General features: G+C 47.4%; 20 protein-coding genes, 2 rRNA genes and 1 riboswitch. Of the genes, 14 read left to right on the forward strand and 8 right to left on the reverse strand.

The annotated features are described in order from the left end of the window. The 3 genes from ACFVAD_RS21095 to ACFVAD_RS21105 all read left to right on the forward strand — a co-directional run. Nucleotides 1–202, forward strand: a 23S ribosomal RNA gene (locus ACFVAD_RS21095); the annotation flags it as partial. Between the two features lie 79 nt (nt 203–281). Next, nucleotides 282–398 (forward strand): 5S ribosomal RNA (gene rrf / locus ACFVAD_RS21100). 379 nt (nt 399–777) lie between these two features. After that, complete coding sequence (locus tag ACFVAD_RS21105; RefSeq protein WP_386645084.1) at nt 778–1,314, forward strand: P-loop NTPase family protein; 537 nt, start codon at nt 778–780, stop codon at nt 1,312–1,314. 14 nt (nt 1,315–1,328) lie between these two features. On the opposite strand, the gene ACFVAD_RS21110 is transcribed toward ACFVAD_RS21105, so the two are convergent. The 7 genes from ACFVAD_RS21110 to ACFVAD_RS21140 all read right to left on the reverse strand — a co-directional run bounded on the left by ACFVAD_RS21110 (nt 1,329) and on the right by ACFVAD_RS21140 (nt 4,878). After that, nucleotides 1,329–2,105, reverse strand: a complete 777-nt coding sequence (locus ACFVAD_RS21110; protein WP_386644855.1) for an ABC transporter permease — start codon at nt 2,103–2,105, stop codon at nt 1,329–1,331. After that, a complete protein-coding gene (locus ACFVAD_RS21115) occupies nt 2,102–2,998 on the reverse strand; it encodes an ABC transporter ATP-binding protein (RefSeq protein WP_386644858.1) in 897 nt (298 codons plus the stop codon). The genes ACFVAD_RS21110 and ACFVAD_RS21115 overlap by 4 nt, the downstream gene beginning before the upstream one ends. Nucleotides 2,999–3,013: 15 nt before the next feature. After that, nucleotides 3,014–3,199: a PLDc N-terminal domain-containing protein gene (locus tag ACFVAD_RS21120; RefSeq protein WP_386644861.1), complete on the reverse strand. Its 186-nt coding sequence runs from the start codon at nt 3,197–3,199 to the stop codon at nt 3,014–3,016. A gap of 5 nt (nt 3,200–3,204) precedes the next feature. Then, nucleotides 3,205–3,414: a transcriptional regulator gene (locus tag ACFVAD_RS21125; RefSeq protein WP_386644864.1), complete on the reverse strand. Its 210-nt coding sequence runs from the start codon at nt 3,412–3,414 to the stop codon at nt 3,205–3,207. Next, complete coding sequence (locus ACFVAD_RS21130; protein ID WP_386644867.1) at nt 3,411–3,740, reverse strand: YxlC family protein; 330 nt, start codon at nt 3,738–3,740, stop codon at nt 3,411–3,413. Before ACFVAD_RS21130 ends, ACFVAD_RS21125 begins: the two co-directional genes overlap by 4 nt. Continuing rightward, nucleotides 3,733–4,272 carry an RNA polymerase sigma factor SigY gene (gene sigY, locus ACFVAD_RS21135; RefSeq protein WP_386645087.1) on the reverse strand — a complete coding sequence of 180 codons (540 nt, stop codon included), beginning with the start codon at nt 4,270–4,272 and terminating at the stop codon, nt 3,733–3,735. The genes ACFVAD_RS21130 and sigY overlap by 8 nt, the downstream gene beginning before the upstream one ends. 162 nt (nt 4,273–4,434) lie before the next feature. Next, the gene (locus ACFVAD_RS21140) at nt 4,435–4,878 is read right to left on the reverse strand and encodes an Hsp20/alpha crystallin family protein (RefSeq protein ID WP_386645090.1); all 444 of its coding nucleotides are present in this window, start codon (nt 4,876–4,878) and stop codon (nt 4,435–4,437) included. 264 nt (nt 4,879–5,142) lie between these two features. On the opposite strand from ACFVAD_RS21140, the gene ACFVAD_RS21145 reads away from it, so the two are divergent. After that, complete coding sequence (locus tag ACFVAD_RS21145) at nt 5,143–6,390, forward strand: MFS transporter (protein ID WP_386644870.1); 1,248 nt, start codon at nt 5,143–5,145, stop codon at nt 6,388–6,390. A 65-nt stretch (nt 6,391–6,455) separates the two neighbouring features. Here ACFVAD_RS21145 and ACFVAD_RS21150 read toward each other — a convergent pair whose 3' ends face one another. After that, complete coding sequence (locus ACFVAD_RS21150) at nt 6,456–7,988, reverse strand: glycine betaine uptake BCCT transporter (RefSeq protein ID WP_386644873.1); 1,533 nt, start codon at nt 7,986–7,988, stop codon at nt 6,456–6,458. 208 nt (nt 7,989–8,196) lie between these two features. Between ACFVAD_RS21150 and ACFVAD_RS21155 the strand changes: the two genes are divergently transcribed. The 10 genes from ACFVAD_RS21155 (at nt 8,197) to purF (ending at nt 17,619) form a co-directional block, all read left to right on the forward strand. Beyond that, complete coding sequence (locus tag ACFVAD_RS21155) at nt 8,197–8,751, forward strand: DUF2179 domain-containing protein (protein ID WP_386645093.1); 555 nt, start codon at nt 8,197–8,199, stop codon at nt 8,749–8,751. Beyond that, nucleotides 8,715–8,921, forward strand: a complete 207-nt coding sequence (locus ACFVAD_RS21160; RefSeq protein WP_386644876.1) for an NETI motif-containing protein — start codon at nt 8,715–8,717, stop codon at nt 8,919–8,921. The genes ACFVAD_RS21155 and ACFVAD_RS21160 overlap by 37 nt, the downstream gene beginning before the upstream one ends. 92 nt (nt 8,922–9,013) lie before the next feature. Further along, nucleotides 9,014–9,116, forward strand: a riboswitch (purine riboswitch). A 135-nt stretch (nt 9,117–9,251) separates the two neighbouring features. After that, nucleotides 9,252–9,740, forward strand: a complete 489-nt coding sequence (purE, locus tag ACFVAD_RS21165) for a 5-(carboxyamino)imidazole ribonucleotide mutase (protein WP_386644879.1) — start codon at nt 9,252–9,254, stop codon at nt 9,738–9,740. Continuing rightward, nucleotides 9,733–10,878 carry a 5-(carboxyamino)imidazole ribonucleotide synthase gene (purK, locus tag ACFVAD_RS21170; RefSeq protein ID WP_386645096.1) on the forward strand — a complete coding sequence of 382 codons (1,146 nt, stop codon included), beginning with the start codon at nt 9,733–9,735 and terminating at the stop codon, nt 10,876–10,878. The genes purE and purK overlap by 8 nt, the downstream gene beginning before the upstream one ends. Continuing rightward, entirely contained in the window at nt 10,875–12,167 is a 1,293-nt protein-coding gene (purB, locus tag ACFVAD_RS21175) for an adenylosuccinate lyase (protein ID WP_204419135.1), read from the forward strand. Before purK ends, purB begins: the two co-directional genes overlap by 4 nt. Before the next feature lie 202 nt (nt 12,168–12,369). After that, complete coding sequence (purC, locus tag ACFVAD_RS21180; protein ID WP_386644883.1) at nt 12,370–13,089, forward strand: phosphoribosylaminoimidazolesuccinocarboxamide synthase; 720 nt, start codon at nt 12,370–12,372, stop codon at nt 13,087–13,089. Further along, nucleotides 13,082–13,336 (forward strand): phosphoribosylformylglycinamidine synthase subunit PurS, encoded by a 255-nt coding sequence (purS, locus tag ACFVAD_RS21185; RefSeq protein ID WP_386644886.1) that lies wholly within the window; start codon nt 13,082–13,084, stop codon nt 13,334–13,336. The genes purC and purS overlap by 8 nt, the downstream gene beginning before the upstream one ends. Beyond that, a complete protein-coding gene (gene purQ, locus ACFVAD_RS21190; protein ID WP_386644889.1) occupies nt 13,333–14,019 on the forward strand; it encodes a phosphoribosylformylglycinamidine synthase subunit PurQ in 687 nt (228 codons plus the stop codon). Before purS ends, purQ begins: the two co-directional genes overlap by 4 nt. Next, nucleotides 14,003–16,222, forward strand: coding sequence for a phosphoribosylformylglycinamidine synthase subunit PurL (gene purL, locus ACFVAD_RS21195; protein ID WP_386644892.1), 2,220 nt, complete (start codon nt 14,003–14,005; stop codon nt 16,220–16,222). The genes purQ and purL overlap by 17 nt, the downstream gene beginning before the upstream one ends. Beyond that, nucleotides 16,207–17,619 (forward strand): amidophosphoribosyltransferase, encoded by a 1,413-nt coding sequence (purF, locus tag ACFVAD_RS21200; RefSeq protein WP_386644895.1) that lies wholly within the window; start codon nt 16,207–16,209, stop codon nt 17,617–17,619. Before purL ends, purF begins: the two co-directional genes overlap by 16 nt. The last annotated feature ends 169 nt before the right edge of the window (nt 17,620–17,788 follow it).

Here is a 17,788-nt window from a genome sequence, read left to right on the forward strand (position 1 = left end):
TCTTGCCAAAGGCATAGCTGGGTAGCTACGTGCGGACGGGATAAGTGCTGAAAGCATCTAAGCATGAAGCCCCCCTCAAGATGAGATTTCCTTTTGCTTCGGCAAGTAAGATCCCTGAAAGATGATCAGGTAGATAGGTTCGAGGTGGAAGCATGGCGACATGTGGAGCTGACGAATACTAATCGATCGAGGACTTAACCCAAAAACAATGAACGACATTTGTGAATCTTGATAAGAAAAACGTTATCTAGTTTTGAAGGAACATCCTTCAACTGAATATGTCTGGTAATGATGGCGAAGAGGCCACACCCGTTCCCATACCGAACACGGAAGTTAAGCTCTTCAGCGCCGATGGTAGTTGGGGGCTGTCCCCCTGTGAGAGTAGGACGTTGCCAGGCAAGTTTAGAGAGAAGATCAGTGCTTAGGTGCTGGTCTTTTTTTTGTTTTGGTTTTTGTTTTTTGAATAGGTTGTTGTGGGGGGCGGTGCTGAGTAGTGCCAGGCCCCTCTTTTTTGTCTTGGGGAGAAAGAGGTTGGGTGGTTGGTGGAGGGGCCAGGCACTAGTGTGGTGTGGAAGTTGGTTTGTTTATTTATTGTTCTTTAGATGAGAGTGGTGAGGGGGCGGTACTAATCAGTGGCATGCCCCTTTTTGTTTGTTTTGGGGAGAAAGAGGTTGGGTGGTGGAGGGAGGGGCCAGGCACTGGTGTGGTCAGGTTACTTGTCGCCACAAACGATAAATTAGGCTATACTAATAATCTACAACAAAGGGAGGGATTTCCATTAAACGGATTATGGTTATAGGGGTGTCTGCAGGTGCTGGGAAGTCTACGTTTGCGAGGAGGTTGGGAGAGGCATTGGGGATTGAGGTGCATCATCTGGATCGACTTTTTTGGAAGCCGAATTGGGTGGAGGCAAGTATTGAGGAATTTGGACAAGCACAGCAGAAGATAGTTGACGAGAAGCAGGAATGGATCATCGAAGGGAACTACACCGGTACTTTTGATATCAGGGCAGAGTATGCGGATACGATGATATACCTGGAAATTCCACTGTATACGTGCTTGTACCGGGTGATCAAGCGCTGGCTGACAAACCTGGGCAAGACAAGGCCCGACATGGGGGTTGGCTGCAAGGAAAAGATGGAGTGGACGTTCATAAAATTCATTTATAGCACCTATTATCCTCGTAAAAAAAAGATGAGAGAGCGATTCCGCCAATACGGAAAAGGGAAAAACATCATTGTACTGAAAAATAAAAGGGAAATTGAAGATTACATAAGTCGGTTGGAAAATCTAAAAAGGGTGGTTGCCAACTAAGCAACCGCCCTTTTTTAAAATTGTTCGAATCTCTTGAAATTAAAAGTGGCAAACAAAACAAATATTAACGACAATCCAACTGTGGTGAGAATCACCAGCAGACCATTGTCCAATAGCTCCCCGTTCATGAGGACCCCGGATGCATGGCTTCTCAGGTTTGTCGGACTCCATTCCATAAATCTGGTGAACAATCCGGATGAAACGGATAGGACGGCTAGAAGGCTGATGCTGATTCCGGCGATTCCGCTGGATGCTTTAAGTAAGGTTCCTGCAAGTGTGGTAATTGATATGATAAATAGGATCCATAGGCTGTATATGCCGAGACTGGAGAGCATGAGTTTCCAATCGACAGGATTGAATAATAGATTCGTATAATACCAGACAAGTACATAGCTGGCGATGAATGAGACCAGCGCAATAATCAGCTGGGCAGCCCATTTGCTTGCGATGTATTGGAAAGGGCTGACCGGACGGACCATCACAAGTGTCAGGGAGCTGTTTTGCCTTTCCGTTGATATGGCACTCATGGACCCTAGAACGAATAAGAGGGTCCCGATCGTACCGAATTGCCCTAAGGTGGATGCCAGCACTTCTTCTCCTGAAGGAGTCGGTATTTCAATGACTGCCCCTTCAGGCAGGTTGCCGGCAGATTCCAGGATCTGTGGCATGTAATAGGTAGTGATTGGCTGGCTGATGCCGATCAGGATGATGGCGATCGGAAGCCAGATCCATTTTCCGTTACGGAGGCTTTCTGTCAGTTCTTTTTGTAATAAGGTCAGGAAATTTCTCATGAGTTCATCACCTTCATATACGCATCCTCTAGGGAATCTTGTAGTTTTTCAAAATGTAATAGGGTCATTCTATTTTCTACTAATCTGCTTAAAAGTTGATGGGTGCTGAAGGATGTTTCTTCATAGTAAAGGGTCGCAGTATGGGTATCCTGGTAGTCGATATGGGTCAGGCTCGGGATTCCGTTAAAGGTCTGTTCCATTGATTCTGCCGTTTTGATCCTAATGGCGGAGGTGGAGTGGTTCTCCTTTAAGGAAGCCAAACTGCCGTCCCATTTGATTTCCCCGTCTTTCAGCATGATTACGCTGTCGCAAACCTGTTCGGCATCGTGGAGTACATGGGTGGAGAAAAGGATGGTCATTTTGCTTTTCAATTCTTCCAGGATTCTTAGTACATCACGTCGCCCGTTCGGATCAAGCGCCGATACCGGTTCGTCGAGAATGAGAAGCTCGGGGTCATGCAGGAGGGCCTGCGCCAACCCGAGGCGCTGTTTCATCCCACCGGAGAAGCCACCGATCTTTTTATTTTTCACTTCTGTAAGGCTGACAAACTCCAATACTTCGTCAATTCTGACCGCCAACTGTTTTTTAGGCAAATGTGAAAGCTTGCCGGCAAATTGCAGAAACTCCTTGGGCGTCATCCAGGAAAAGAAGGAAGGATGCTGCGGCAGGAAGCCGATCAGCTCGCGATAGTCCTTTTTTGTATGCTCCGGAAATTGAATCGTGCCGGAAGTAGGTGTCAGGAGTCCGGCGAGCATTTGGAGGGAGGTCGTCTTTCCTGCGCCATTAGGACCGAGGAGAGCGACACATTGCCCTTTTTCAATTTGAAAGGAAATGCCTTTCACTGCTTGATGCTGTTTATATGTTTTGGTTAATTGTTTAACTTCTACTAACACGAACTTCGCCCCTATCTAGTTTTTTCGTCCAACAACAAAATATAGGATCGGACCGAGGATGTTGATGAAAAGTATAATGATGATCCACAACCATTTAGGTCCGTTTGTTTCTTCCTGCTTGATGCAGCTTACAAGTGCAGCAATCGTGAGTATTGCTTGCAGTATAATGATCGGTGTGACAATAGCCCAGTTTAATTCCATGATATTCACAGCTCCTTTTTCTTTTTTCTATGGTAAGGCAATATGACGAACAAGAGGTAAAACAAGGTTGGCATGGGAAACTGGATAAGTCCCCATATTCCCCAGAACCAGGCGTAGCTTCCTTTCTTTTTTGCATCGATGAATAGTAGGATGCTTTGTGTCAAAAGAACGGGAATGAGCAGCGGCAGTAGAATGTATAATTCTTTATCGGTCATGATAGGATGCGGCCTTCCTGGTTTCTTTTGGTTAACACATAGAAAATGATTGGTGCCACGATCAGTGCGGATACTTGCGTGACGATAAAGATGGTTGGTGCTTGCAGGACTGCCGCAGTCAATGCAGTCAGGATGACAAGCGCCGTTATGATGAATATGCTCAATTCTTTGTGAAATGCTCTTTTTCTTTCGACTTTTGCGGCGTAAAGCTGTTCGTTCAATGTTTCCAAAGTGGGGATAGGAGGCGTCCCAAGTTCATCAAGCTGTTTCCAGTCCTTTTGGAGCTTTGATATTGTGTTGTCTTTTTCATTATCCTGTCTACTCATCGACTTCCCACTCCTTTCGCAGCATTTTGATTCCATTGTGGACCCGTGACTTTACCGTTCCAGGTTTGATTCCAAGCATGTTTCCAATCTCCTCATAGGTGTAGCCGTAATAGTGCCTTAGGAGTATGGGGGTTCGGACTTTCCCATCCAGCTGATTGAAGTCTGTAAAGGTATCGCTCCATTCCATCCCACTGTTTTGGGAATTCCAGTTCAGCTGTCTGGATAAGGTGTGCATGATTCTCGTGATTTTCTTCTTTTCCCGCTCTTTCTTACGGATGGTGTCGATGTACAACCGGGATGCAACGGAGATCATCCATGTGGAGAATTTCCCTTCCCCTTTGTAGGAGGCAAGGTTTTGATAGCATTTGACCATCGTTTCCTGAGCCAGTTCGCTGCTGGTATCTTCATTCAGGGTTAGCTTCAAAAGATATTTATATAAAAAAGTATAATAGCGCTGAAACAGCAGCGTAAAAGCATCACCGTTCCCGGATATCGCTTTGTTTATTAGAGAAACATCATCTTCCTGCTCCAACTGGATGCCTCCTTTCCATGCGTCAACCATGAGACGCTCCTAAATATAATATCGTTCAACTAAAAATAAAAAATATGTGAAATTAAAAAAATGGACCAACCTGATATTATTCGACATAAATAAGAAAAACCCTGTGGGGGTCTGGCCCCTCCACAGGGTTTTTTATCCTTTTTTTATTCCGTGCTGGATGATGATTTGTTTTTTTGTGTCGCTTGGGATGTGGCGGTGGAGTTGGATGTAGAGGAGGCCGTTTTCGTAGGTGGCGTCGACTTTGTCATCCCGGACTGGAAAGGGTAGTTCGAAGCTGCGCTGGAAGTCGCCCTGGGTGATGCCTTCCTCGATTAGTTCGTAGCCTTGGATCCCCAGGTTGATCTGTCCTTTTACCTCGAGCTGCTGCGGCCGGATGAAGAGCTGCACTTGCTCCGGATTGACCAGCCCAGGGAGACACATGACACATAATAGTTCATTTTCTTTTTTATAGAGGTTCGTCTGGGTCTGCATGTTCTGGAAATATGGCTCAAATCCATTCCAGAATTCATCCCCGAAAAACTGATCCCATTGCTTGCGCCAATCCCCCATATTCTTAAATTGATTAAAAGGCATCATCACGCATCACGCTTCCTTTCTTCCAATATCATCTTTCCCTTAGCCTATGCAACGGAAAGTGGGTAAGTGCCTACTTAAAGTATGTCGAAATATTTTTGAATACAAAGGTTTCCAATTTTGATATATTTCAGATTGGAGGTGTTTAACATGTCAAAAAACTTTACATGTGCACATAAACAATACACAGGGGAAACGACAAAATAATAAGTAACAGCATGGAACATAAATGAAGAAGTGTTGTTACTTATTGGAAGGTAGGTAACAATGAATTCACTTGAAACAAAGCATATCTATTACACGATGCATTTTTTGATCTCGCTTGCGAGCGCTATTATGTTCACCACCTATGCCATTTACTATATCGAAGAGCTTGGGTTAAATCCCTTTCAGCTCATTCTCATCGGGACTGTCCTTGAGATGACGATCATCCTTTTTGAGGGGATAACCGGCGTGGTGGCGGATACCTATAGTAGAAGGTTTTCGATTATCACTGCGACCTTTATACTTGGCGGTGCGTTTATATTGGAGGGCTCGATCCCTTATTTTACGGATGCATTCGCATTTGGGGCTTTGGCTATTTTCGCATCCCTATTAGTGGCGGAGATAATCCGCGGACTCGGTGAGACTTTCCTAAGCGGAGCCGATCAGGCATGGCTTGCGGATGAAGCGGGAGAGGAGACAATAGCTGCCATTTTTGTGAGAACCAATCAGCTTCGTCTAGTTGCAAGTCTTATCGGAATCGTGGGAAGTGTCGTATTGGCCGGCATCGCATTGAATCTTCCTTATATAGTTGGGGGATGCATTTACGTGTTACTGGGGATTTTCCTATGTTTCTTTATGAAAGAAGAAAGGTTTGACAGAGCACCGGCAGCGATCGAAATGCCGTTCCGTGCCATGAAATCCACTTTTGTTTCAGGAATCGGTTTTATCAAAAAGAAGCCGGTTCTCTGGATGCTTCTCCTTGTTACGGTATTGATGGGAGCCGCTTCGGAAGGCTTCGACCGTCTATGGGAAGCGCATCTGTTGGAGGCCTATGCCTTTCCAAGGATAGGGGACTTAAGTCCGGTTGTCTGGTTCGGCATTATCCACTTCGTCGGTACCCTGATCAGCATCGGGGCCATGGAATGGTATCAGCGGAAATTTGATGTGAATAGGTCCCGTGTCATACGAAACAGTTTGTTCTTTTTCACGCTTGGTCAAATAGTCTTCACTGTCATTTTCGGCCTCGCTCCATCCTTCTATTGGGCAATCTTCAGCTTCTGGGTGCTTGGGATCATCGGTTCCATTACAGCTCCGATCTACCAGACATGGCTGAATCAGCAGCTCGAAAGCGGTTCGAGGGCAACGGTCCTTTCCATCATGGGGCAGGGAAACGCCGTTGGCCAAGGACTGGGGGGACCATTTGTCGGAGTTATCGCAACCAGATATTACATCCGAAGCGCGATCGTCCTCAGTGGACTACTGATCATTCCTGCGGCTGTGCTGTATGGGAAGGTAAGGAAGGTGAAATAGAAGAATAGAAATAGGGGCCTGACCCTCAACGCTTTAAAGCGTTGAGGGTCAGGCCCCTTTCAATGTTATTTCATCTTCCGTTCATCAGGTTTTATTTCTGTAAATCTTTCGTCTTTAAATGCCTTGATCAGCGAGAACACCATCAGGATCATGATGATGGCAAATGGGAAGGCGGCGATGATGGAGGCGGTTTGCAACGCTTCGAGGCCGCCTGTCCATAGCAGGATGGCTGCTGCCGCTGATTGGATGATACCCCATGTGAATTTCACAGATCCAGGCGGGTTCAAGCTTCCATTGGTCGTTTGCATTCCCAGAACAAAGGTCGCAGAGTCGGCTGATGTGATAAAGAACGTACAGATTAAGAATATCGCCAATCCTGACATAATCATGCCAAGCGGGTAATTCTGCAGGACAGAGAACAAGGCAACTTCCATTCCTTGTGATTCAATGACGCTGTATACCGGGATGTCATTGAAATACTCCAGGAAAATGGCTGATCCTCCGAATACGGAGAACCAAAGTCCACCGAATATCGTTGGAACCAGAAGTACGCCAAGTAAAAACTCACGGATGGTCCGGCCTTTGGAGATGCGGGCAATGAAAGTGCCGACAAATGGCGCCCATGCGATCCACCATGCCCAGTAGAAAATGGTCCAGTCCTGTACCCATGTGTTGTCCAGATCAAATGGAAACATTCTGAAGCTCATGGAAGGAAGACTTTGCAGATATCCTCCGACTGTTGTCGTGAACAGGTCCATAATAAAGTTGGTAGGACCGGCAAAAAGCAGGAACAACATCAATCCTATTGCCAGGATGACATTCAGATTGCTCAAATATTTGATTCCTTTGTTAAGGCCAGTCTGTGCAGAGAGCATGAACAGAACCGTCACGACCAGTATCACCACAAGCTGCGTCGCGATATTGTTCGTGATAGCAGGCGTGATGCTCGAAAGTCCTCCACTAATTTGAATGGCGCCAAGACCAAGTGAGGTAGCCACACCGAAAATGGTCGCAAAGACTGCGATGAAGTTGATGAATACACCGATTTTTCCATCCACCTTGTTGCCAAAAATCGGACGCAGGATCTGATTGATGACACCTGGTGTTCCTTTACGGAATTGGAAGTAGGCCAGCGCCAGGGCAATCACCGAATAGATGGCCCATGGGTGGAACCCCCAGTGGAAGAATGAATAGCGCATTGCTACCCGGGCTGACTCAGCAGTTTGCCCTTCACCTGTTGGTGGGGCATAGAAATGATACATCGGCTCTGAGGCACCCCAAAATACTAATCCGATACCCATACCGGCACTGAATAACATGGCGAACCAGGTCAGATAACCGTACTCCGGTTCATCCGTGTCCTTGCCAAGTTTAATGCGGCCGTACTTAGTGAATATAAGAATAACACTAAATAATAGGAAAAAGGTGGCGGTCAATAAGTAGAACCATCCAAATTTCTCTACAATGAAGCTCTGGACATCGCCTGTAACAGCATTCAGGCTTGCGTTACCAAGCATACTGGAAGGCAGAACACCCCAGATGATGAATAAGACTGCAACGATAATAGAAACAATAAATACAGGGGTTGTTTTCTTCAATTTGTCTTCACTCCTTTAAAAATGATCATCACTTCTCTCTTCTAAAAGTATTTGTCTCCAAAAGGACAACTATACAAGCCTACCATTTATAGGGCAATGGTCCAATTAATTTGCTTTTGGTGTTTACATGTAATAGCAGATTCCCGTACAATTAGTAACTGAATTTGCAACTAGGAGGCAGAAAATTTTGCTAGAAAACAGCTTTGTTATGGTAGCAATCATCATTTTAATAAATATTGTCTATGTGTCGTTTTTTACTATAAGGATGATTCTTACGCTAAAAGGGCAGCGCTACTTGGCGGCAGGGATCAGTATGGTGGAAGTCGTGATCTATGTCGTCGGCCTTGGGCTTGTGTTGGATAATCTGAACGAGATACAAAATCTGGTCGCCTATGCGTTAGGATATGGAATTGGTGTGATTGTCGGGATGAAGATCGAGGAGAAACTGGCACTCGGCTATACGACCGTCAACGTGATTACCAAAGAGTATGACAAAGATCTGCCAAGGCTTTTAAGGGAAAAAGGCTATGGGGTGACAAACTGGCAGGCGAATGGCCTCGAAGGTGACCGCATGGCGATGCAGATTTTAACGCCGAGAAAATATGAAGTAAGCTTATACCATGCAATAAAGGAATACGACCCGAAAGCATTCATCATTGCGTATGAACCGAAAACAATCCATGGCGGGTTCTGGGTAAAAGCTGTGAAGGAAAGGAAAATCAAAGAATGGGCAAGACGCCGCGAAAACGAAGCTTTGAAGTAATGGAAAACGAAAGCATAGGCCAGTGCCTCGACCGTATGGAAAAAGAGGGGTACAAGCCATCACGGAGAATGGAAGAACCGATCTTCCAAGAGGTGGTAAAGGATGGACATAAAGAAATACTACCAATTGGCAAAAAAATCATATTTGAAGGTAAATTGGTGGAAAAATAACACCAAAATACGAACATTATTTCATAAATAGACCTTAATGTTCATGATATCCGTTGACAAAAACCGAATTTGCCGATAAGATAAACGTAGATAACAACGAAATAATGAAACCTCATATAATTTTGGGAATATGGCCCATAAGTCTCTACCTGACCGCCGTAAATTGGTCGGACTATGAGGGGAAGTTACGATCATCTATGTTTGTTATGGCAAAGGCTTATTTTGTTATGACAGGAGCCCAGGTGGATCGCTTTCCCTCTAGCAGGGGGCGATCCATGCTGGGCTTTTCCTATTTTCAAAAAAAAACAGCACCTGAAAGGATGGAACAGGATGAACGTATTAGTTGGAGTTATCATGGGAAGCACTTCAGATTGGGAAACGATGAAGCATGCTTGCGAGGTGCTGGATGAATTACATATACCATACGAGAAGAAGGTCGTCTCGGCACATCGCACACCGGATTTGATGTTTGACTATGCTGAGCAGGCTCGTACAAGAGGCTTAAAGGTCATTATTGCCGGAGCGGGTGGAGCAGCGCATCTGCCTGGAATGGTCGCAGCCAAAACCACCTTGCCTGTAATCGGGGTTCCTGTTCAATCCAAAAGCCTGAACGGTCTCGATAGCCTGCTATCGATCGTCCAGATGCCAGGCGGTGTGCCTGTTGCAACAGTGGCAATCGGAAAAGCTGGTGCAACGAATGCAGGCCTTTTAGCCTCACAGATGCTCGGTGCCTTTGACGAACAGATTGCTTATCGCCTCGCGGAAAAGAGAGAAAAGACACGCTTGCAGGTGTTGGAAAGTAGTGAGCAGCTTGTTTAAAAAAATCCTACCACCAAAAATGATTGGCATAATAGGCGGCGGACAGCTAGGCAGGATGATGGCGATTGCGGCAAGGGCGATGGGCTATCGAATTGCAGTAATGGACCCGACACCAGATTCCCCATGTGGTATTCTTGCCGATGTGGAAATCACGGCAGCCTTTGATGACAAAGAAGCGATCAGGAAGCTGGCAGAGATATCCGATGTAGTGACTTATGAATTCGAAAACATCGATTACGAGGCGCTGACCTGGTTGGAGGAGAACGCGTACCTTCCTCAAGGAAGTCAGCTGCTCCAGGCTACACAGCATCGTGTGACAGAAAAAAAGGCGATTGAGGCAGCCGGCCTTCAGGTCGCTCCATACAGTGAAGTCCACACGCTTGAAGAGCTCATGGAAGCGGTCGTGGAACTTGGTTATCCAGCGGTACTGAAAACTTGCCGCTTCGGCTATGATGGAAAAGGCCAGGTGGTCCTGAAGGATGAGTCGGCACTTGAACAAGCAGCAGCGCTCCTCGTACATGGAGATTGCGTGCTGGAAAAATGGATCCCTTTTCAAAAAGAAATTTCGGTTGTAGTGGCAAGAGGAACGGACGGACAAATTGCAGCCTTCCCTGTTGCGGAAAACGAACACCGGGAAAACATCCTCTATAAATCAATCGTACCTGCAAGAGTAGCGGAGGAAGTAAAAGTAAAAGCCCTCGAATATGCAGCAGCACTTGCAGAAAGCCTGGGGCTGATCGGGACGCTTGCGGTGGAGATGTTTCTCCTTGAAGACGGCACAGTCTACATCAACGAATTGGCACCGCGCCCCCACAATTCAGGCCATTTTACAATAGACGCCTGCGAAACATCGCAGTTCGAGCAGCACATCCGTGCGATATGCGGCCTGCCGCTTGGAAAAACCACCTTATGGAAGCCAGTGGTAATGGTTAATCTATTAGGGGAGCATGTCGAGTGTGCGTTAGAGCAGACTTCGGACTACGAAGACGTGAAGCTTCATCTTTATGGGAAAAAGGAAAACAAGGAAAAACGAAAGATGGGACATATCACAATCCTAGCTGATACAATGGAACAGGCTTTGGAGCGAGAGGCTTCACTGCAGATCTGGAAGAAAGACGAACGGAGGATTTTAACATGATTGAACGTTATACAAGACCCGAAATGGGCGCTATCTGGACAGAGGAAAACCGATTCCAGGCATGGCTTGAAGTAGAGATTCTGGCATGTGAAGCATGGGCCGAGCTTGGGGACATCCCGAAGGAAGACGTAAAGGTCCTTAGAGAGAAAGCGTCATTTGATATCGAGCGCATTAAAGAAATCGAAGCGGAAACGCGCCATGATGTGGTTGCTTTTACAAGAGCGGTATCCGAAACGCTTGGCGAAGAAAAGAAGTGGGTGCACTACGGATTGACTTCAACAGACGTGGTGGACACAGCGTTATCCTATCAGCTGAAGCAAGCAAATGCCATTTTACAGGCGGACTTGGAGCGCTTTGTCACTATTTTAAAAGAAAAAGCGCAAGACCATAAATACACCGTCATGATGGGACGTACACATGGCGTGCATGCAGAGCCGACAACATTCGGTCTGAAGCTTGCCCTTTGGTATGAGGAAATGAAACGTAACCTCGAGCGCTTCAAGCAGGCGGCAGAGGGAATTGAATTCGGAAAGATCTCCGGAGCGGTTGGAACATACGCCAACATCGATCCATTCGTTGAAGAGTATGTGTGTGAAAAATTAGGCCTGCAGCGCGCACCGATCTCGACACAAACATTGCAGCGTGACCGTCACGCTCATTACTTAGGCACACTTGCCCTAATCGCGACGTCCATCGAGAAGTTCGCAGTAGAGGTCCGCGGACTGCAAAAGAGCGAAACACGCGAGGTTGAGGAATTCTTCGCAAAAGGTCAAAAAGGCTCTTCTGCAATGCCGCATAAGCGTAACCCGATCGGCTCCGAGAATATGACAGGCTTGGCGCGCGTGATCCGCGGCTACATGATGACTGCTTATGAGAATGTGCCGCTATGGCATGAAAGGGACATTTCCCACTCATCAGCGGAGCGCATCATCTTGCCGGATTCCACGATTGCATTGAACTACATGCTGAACCGCTTCGGAAACATCATCAAGAACTTGACGGTATTCCCGGAGAACATGAAACGCAACATGGACCGCACACTCGGGTTGATCTACTCACAGCGTGTACTTCTGGCTCTGATCGACACAGGAATGTCCCGTGAGGAAGCATACGACACGGTTCAGCCGAAAGCGATGGAAGCGTGGGAAAAGCAGGTCCACTTCCGCGAACTGGTGGAAGGCGAAGAGAAAATCACATCCCGCCTCACTGCAGAACAGATCGAAGACTGCTTCGACTACAACTACCACCTGCAGCACGTAGATACCATCTTTACACGACTAGGACTTTAAAAAGGAGTGCTGGGGTTCAGGGAAAGCTTGAGCCCCTGCAATAATAAAAAGACTAATGTGCGTTTTTAAGGTGACTAGCTGTTGATTGGAGCAATAGGCGAAGGCTCCAGCACCGCCCCGCGGAAAGCGCAGCCTAGTGCGGAAATCAACAGCGGTGTTTACCGGGTAAAATTATCTTCCACATCTAAAGGAGGCAACCCCAATGCAAAAAGCAGACCTTATGTACGAGGGCAAAGCGAAAAAGGTGTATGCAACAACAGATGAGAACGTTGTCTGGATTGAGTACAAGAATTCTGCAACCGCTTTTAACGGGGAAAAAAAGGCAACAATCGATGGCAAAGGCCGTTTAAATAACGAGATTACAAGTTTACTATTTTCCATGCTTCACGAAGCCGGCATCGAAAATCACTTTATCGAAAAGAAGTCCGAAACCGAGCAACTCGTCCAGAAGGTAAGCATCATTCCCTTGGAAGTGGTCGTCCGCAACGTGACTGCAGGCAGCATGGCGAAGCGCCTTGGCATCGACGAAGGCATCCCATTGGAGCAGCCGATAGTGGAATTCTACTATAAGGATGACAGCCTGGGAGACCCGCTGATTACGGAAGATCACATTAGGCTCCTGAAGCTTGCCACACCTGCTGAAGTGGATGTGCTAAAGCATCTAGCGCAGAAGGTCAACGCTCTATTATCGGAATTTTTTGTAAAAAGGGGCCTGAACCTCATCGATTTTAAGCTTGAATTCGGCAAAACGGCAGACGGCAAGATCATCCTGGCTGATGAGGTTTCGCCTGACACATGCCGCCTTTGGGATAAAGAAACGAACGAGAAATTGGATAAGGATGTTTTCCGCAGGAACTTAGGAAGTTTGACAGATGCATATGAAAAAATTCTAGCGCGTATCGGAGGAGAGCAGCATGTATAAAGTGAAGGTATTTGTAACGTTAAGAGAGAGTGTACTAGATCCGCAGGGAACAGCTGTTAAAAATTCGCTTCATAGTCTTTCCTACAAAGAGGTGGTGGAAGTGCGCATCGGGAAGTTCCTCGAGCTGACGATTGAGAAAACAGACCGTGACCTTGATGTTCTTGTAAAAGAGATGTGTGAAAGATTACTGGCCAATACCGTGATTGAAGACTACCGCTATGAGGTGGAGGAGGTAGTGGGATCGTGAAATTTGCAGTCATCGTGTTTCCGGGCTCCAACTGTGATGTAGATATGTATCATGCAATCAAGGACGAACTAGGCGAAGAAGTGGAATACGTATGGCATGATGCCACGAACCTTGAGGAGTTTGACGGGATCTTGCTTCCGGGCGGATTCTCGTATGGGGATTACCTTCGCTCCGGCGCCATCGCACGTTTTTCCAATGTAATGCTTGAGGTGCAAAAGGCGGCAGAAGCAGGAAAGCCGATTTTAGGGGTATGCAATGGGTTTCAGATTTTACTGGAGTCAGGTCTTCTTCCAGGGGCAATGAGAAGAAATCAGAACTTGAAGTTCATGTGCCGACCTGTCAGGTTGAAGGTCGAAAACAATGAAACGCTTTTTACATCAAGCTACGATAAAGGTGAGATTATCACCATCCCCATCGCACATGGGGAAGGAAACTATTATTGTGATGAAATAACCTTGGGGAAATTAAGGCGCAATGGGCAAATTGCTTTTTCCTATTATGGTGATAATCCAAATGGTAGTTTACAGGATATCGCAGGTATTGTAAATGAAAAGGGCAATGTACTCGGTATGATGCCACATCCTGAAAGAGCGGTTTCCAGTCTTTTAGGCAGTGATGATGGGTTAAAACTCTTTAAATCTATTGTTCGCAATTGGAGGGAATCACATGTCGTTACTTCTTGAACCAAATCCAGAGATGATCAAGCAAGAGGGCATTTATAAAGAAATGGGCCTCAGTGATGAAGAGTTTTTAATGGTAGAAAAGATTCTTGGGCGCCTGCCGAACTATACGGAGACAGGACTTTTCTCTGTAATGTGGTCGGAGCACTGCAGCTACAAGAACTCGAAGCCGGTTCTGCGCAAGTTCCCAACGGAAGGGCCAAAGGTATTGCAGGGTCCTGGTGAGGGTGCGGGTATCGTGGACATCGGTGACAATCAGGCGGTAGTTTTCAAGATTGAGAGCCATAACCACCCTTCCGCCATTGAACCTTACCAGGGGGCGGCAACAGGAGTGGGTGGGATCATCCGTGACGTCTTCTCGATGGGAGCACGTCCGATCGCGCTATTAAACTCGCTTCGATTCGGAGAGCTGACATCTCCACGTGTGAAATATTTGTTTGAAGAAGTAGTGGCAGGAATCGCGGGCTACGGCAACTGTGTCGGAATCCCGACTGTTGGTGGGGAAATCCAGTTCGATCCTTCCTATGATGGCAATCCACTAGTGAATGCAATGTGTGTCGGATTGATTAACCACGAGGATATCAAAAAAGGGCAGGCGAAGGGCGTCGGCAATACGGTCATGTATGTAGGGGCAAAAACAGGACGTGACGGCATCCACGGTGCAACTTTCGCTTCCGAGGAGCTATCAGATGCTTCCGAGGAGAAGCGTCCGGCTGTTCAAGTGGGCGATCCGTTCATGGAGAAGCTTTTACTTGAAGCATGCCTCGAGATAGTAAAGTGGGACGGCTTGGTCGGTATCCAGGACATGGGAGCTGCAGGTTTGACAAGCTCTTCAGCAGAGATGGCATCCAAAGCGGGTTCCGGGATCGAAATGAATCTTGACCTCGTACCACAGCGTGAAACAGGCATGACAGGCTATGAAATGATGCTTTCCGAATCCCAGGAGCGCATGCTGATCGTCGTGGAAGTGGGCCGTGAGCATGAGGCACAGGAGATTGTAGCGAAATACGGCTTAGAAGCAGTATCAATTGGAAAAGTGACAGATGATAAAATGCTTCGCCTGATTCATAAAGGCGAGGTAATCGCAGATGTTCCGGTGGATGCACTAGCAGAGGAAGCTCCTGTCTATCACAAGCCTTCTGTTGAACCGCTTTACTACAAAGAGTTTCAGGAGATGGAAGCGGACGTACCGGCAGTGGATAGCCACGAGGATACGCTTCTTGCCCTATTGCAGCAGCCTACCATCGCAAGCAAGGAATGGGTCTATGACCAGTATGATTATCAAGTCCGCACGAATACAGTCGTAGTACCTGGCTCCGACGCTGCGGTTGTCCGCATCCGTGGAACAGAAAAAGCGCTCGCAATGACAACGGACTGCAACTCCCGCTATCTCTATCTGGATCCTGAAGTGGGTGGGAAAATCGCGGTGGCGGAAGCGGCTCGTAATGTCGTCTGCTCTGGCGCGAAGCCTTTGGCTATCACGGACTGTCTGAATTTCGGGAATCCGGAAAAGCCGGAGATTTTCTGGCAGATCGAGAAAGCGACAGACGGCATGAGCGAGGCGTGCAGAACACTTGAAGCACCGGTAATCGGCGGAAACGTGTCTTTATATAATGAAACAAACGGTGTAGCGGTGTATCCGACCCCTGTTGTAGGAATGGTCGGGTTGATCGATGACCTTTCACATATCACGACGCAGGAATTCAAAGCTGCAGGCGATCTGATCTATGTGATCGGAGAAACCGGAGCGGACTTTGGCGGCAGTGAGCTGCAGAAAATGACCTATGGCAAGATTTTCGGAAAAGCGCCTGCGATCGATCTTAAAGTGGAAGCATTCCGTCAAGGGCAAGTGCTGGCTGCAATCCGTGCTGGGCTTGTGGCATCTGCTCATGATATCTCAGAGGGCGGACTTGGTGTAGCGTTGGCTGAAAGTGCGATGGGTGCAAAAGGCCTGGGAGCAAGAGTGACAGTCGAAGGCGAGCTGACTTCAGTCTTATTCAGCGAAACGCAATCACGTTTTGTCCTAAGTGTGAAACCGGAAAACAAAGAGAAGTTCGAACAGATGGTAAAGGCGAAATGTATCGGGGAAGTGACTGCAACGAACACGCTTCATATCGAAACGAAATCCCGTGAGGTTGCAGTTCATCTTTTAGTAGATGATATGAGAAGTGCTTGGAAAGGAGCAATTCCATGCTTGCTGAACTAAAAGGCTTAAATGAAGAGTGTGGGGTGTTCGGGATCTGGGGACATCCCGAAGCCTCCCAAATCACCTATTACGGGCTGCATAGCTTGCAGCACCGTGGCCAAGAGGGAGCAGGAATTGTGACAACGGATGGGGAGAAGTTGTCGGCGGTAAAAGGGGAAGGCCTTGTGAACGAAGTGTTCGGAAATGGAAAAATGAATGACCTGCACGGCAAAGCGGCAATCGGTCATGTCCGCTATGCAACGGCAGGTGGCGGCGGCTACGAGAACGTTCAGCCGCTATTGTTCCACTCGCAAACTGGCAGTCTAGCTTTGGCGCATAACGGAAACCTGGTGAATGCCAACGCATTGAAGCATCAACTTGAAAGCATGGGCAGCATTTTACAGACAACGTCCGACACCGAAGTGCTGGCACATCTGATCAAGCGCAGCGGCTATACCCTTTTGAAGGATCGGGTGAAAAATGCCCTTTCCATGCTGAAGGGTGCATATGCATTCCTGATCATGACGGAAACGGAGATGATGGTGGCGCTGGATCCGAATGGATTGCGCCCATTGTCACTCGGAAAATTGAATGATGCGTATGTGGTCGCATCCGAAACCTGTGCTTTTGATGTGGTGGGAGCGACTTTCATCCGTGACATCGAGCCAGGCGAATTGTTGATCATCGATAACGGCGGCCTACATTCAGAGCGCTTCACGATGCATACACAGCGTGCGATGTGCAGCATGGAATACATCTATTTTTCCAGACCTGACAGCAATATCGATGGCATCAACGTTCATACAGCACGTAAAAGCCTTGGTAAGCAGCTGGCAATGGAAGCACCGATCGAGGCGGATGTCGTGACTGGTGTACCGGATTCCAGTATTTCAGCGGCGATCGGCTATGCAGAGTTTTCCGGCATACCGTATGAGCTTGGCCTGATCAAAAATAGATATGTAGGCCGGACCTTCATCCAGCCATCCCAGTCTCTTCGTGAGCAGGGTGTGAAGATGAAGCTTTCCCCGGTACGCGGAGTGGTCGAGGGCAAGCGTGTCGTCATGGTCGATGATTCCATTGTTCGTGGGACAACAAGCAAGCGTATCGTCCGCATGCTTCGGGAAGCGGGAGCAACAGAGGTCCACGTCCGGATCAGCTCACCGCCGATCAAGAACCCGTGCTTCTACGGCATCGACACCTCCACCCATGAAGAGTTGATCGCCTCGTCCCATTCCATCGAGGAAATGAGAGAGCTGATCGGCGCGGATACCCTTTCGTTTTTGACTCCAAACGGCATGGTGGAAGCGATCGCGAGACCATTTGAAGGCGAAACAGGCGGAGCGTGCATGGCATGTTTTACAGGCAAATATCCGACCGAGATTTTCCCTGATACGGTATTGCCGCATGAGAAGTGCTGATTTTTTAAAAAAGGCGGCGGGGAGATTCGTCGCTTTTCTATTGGTGTGGTGTCGAGTGGGGTCGATTTTTGGCGAGCGGATTAAATAATAGAGTTATCGGATTAATTATGCGGAGTCCCGGATTAATTATCGGGGTATGCGGATTAATTATGGTATGAACCGGATTAAT

It is taken from the genome of Sutcliffiella sp. NPDC057660 (assembly GCF_042800035.1).
Lineage (GTDB): Bacteria > Bacillota > Bacilli > Bacillales > Bacillaceae_I > Sutcliffiella_A.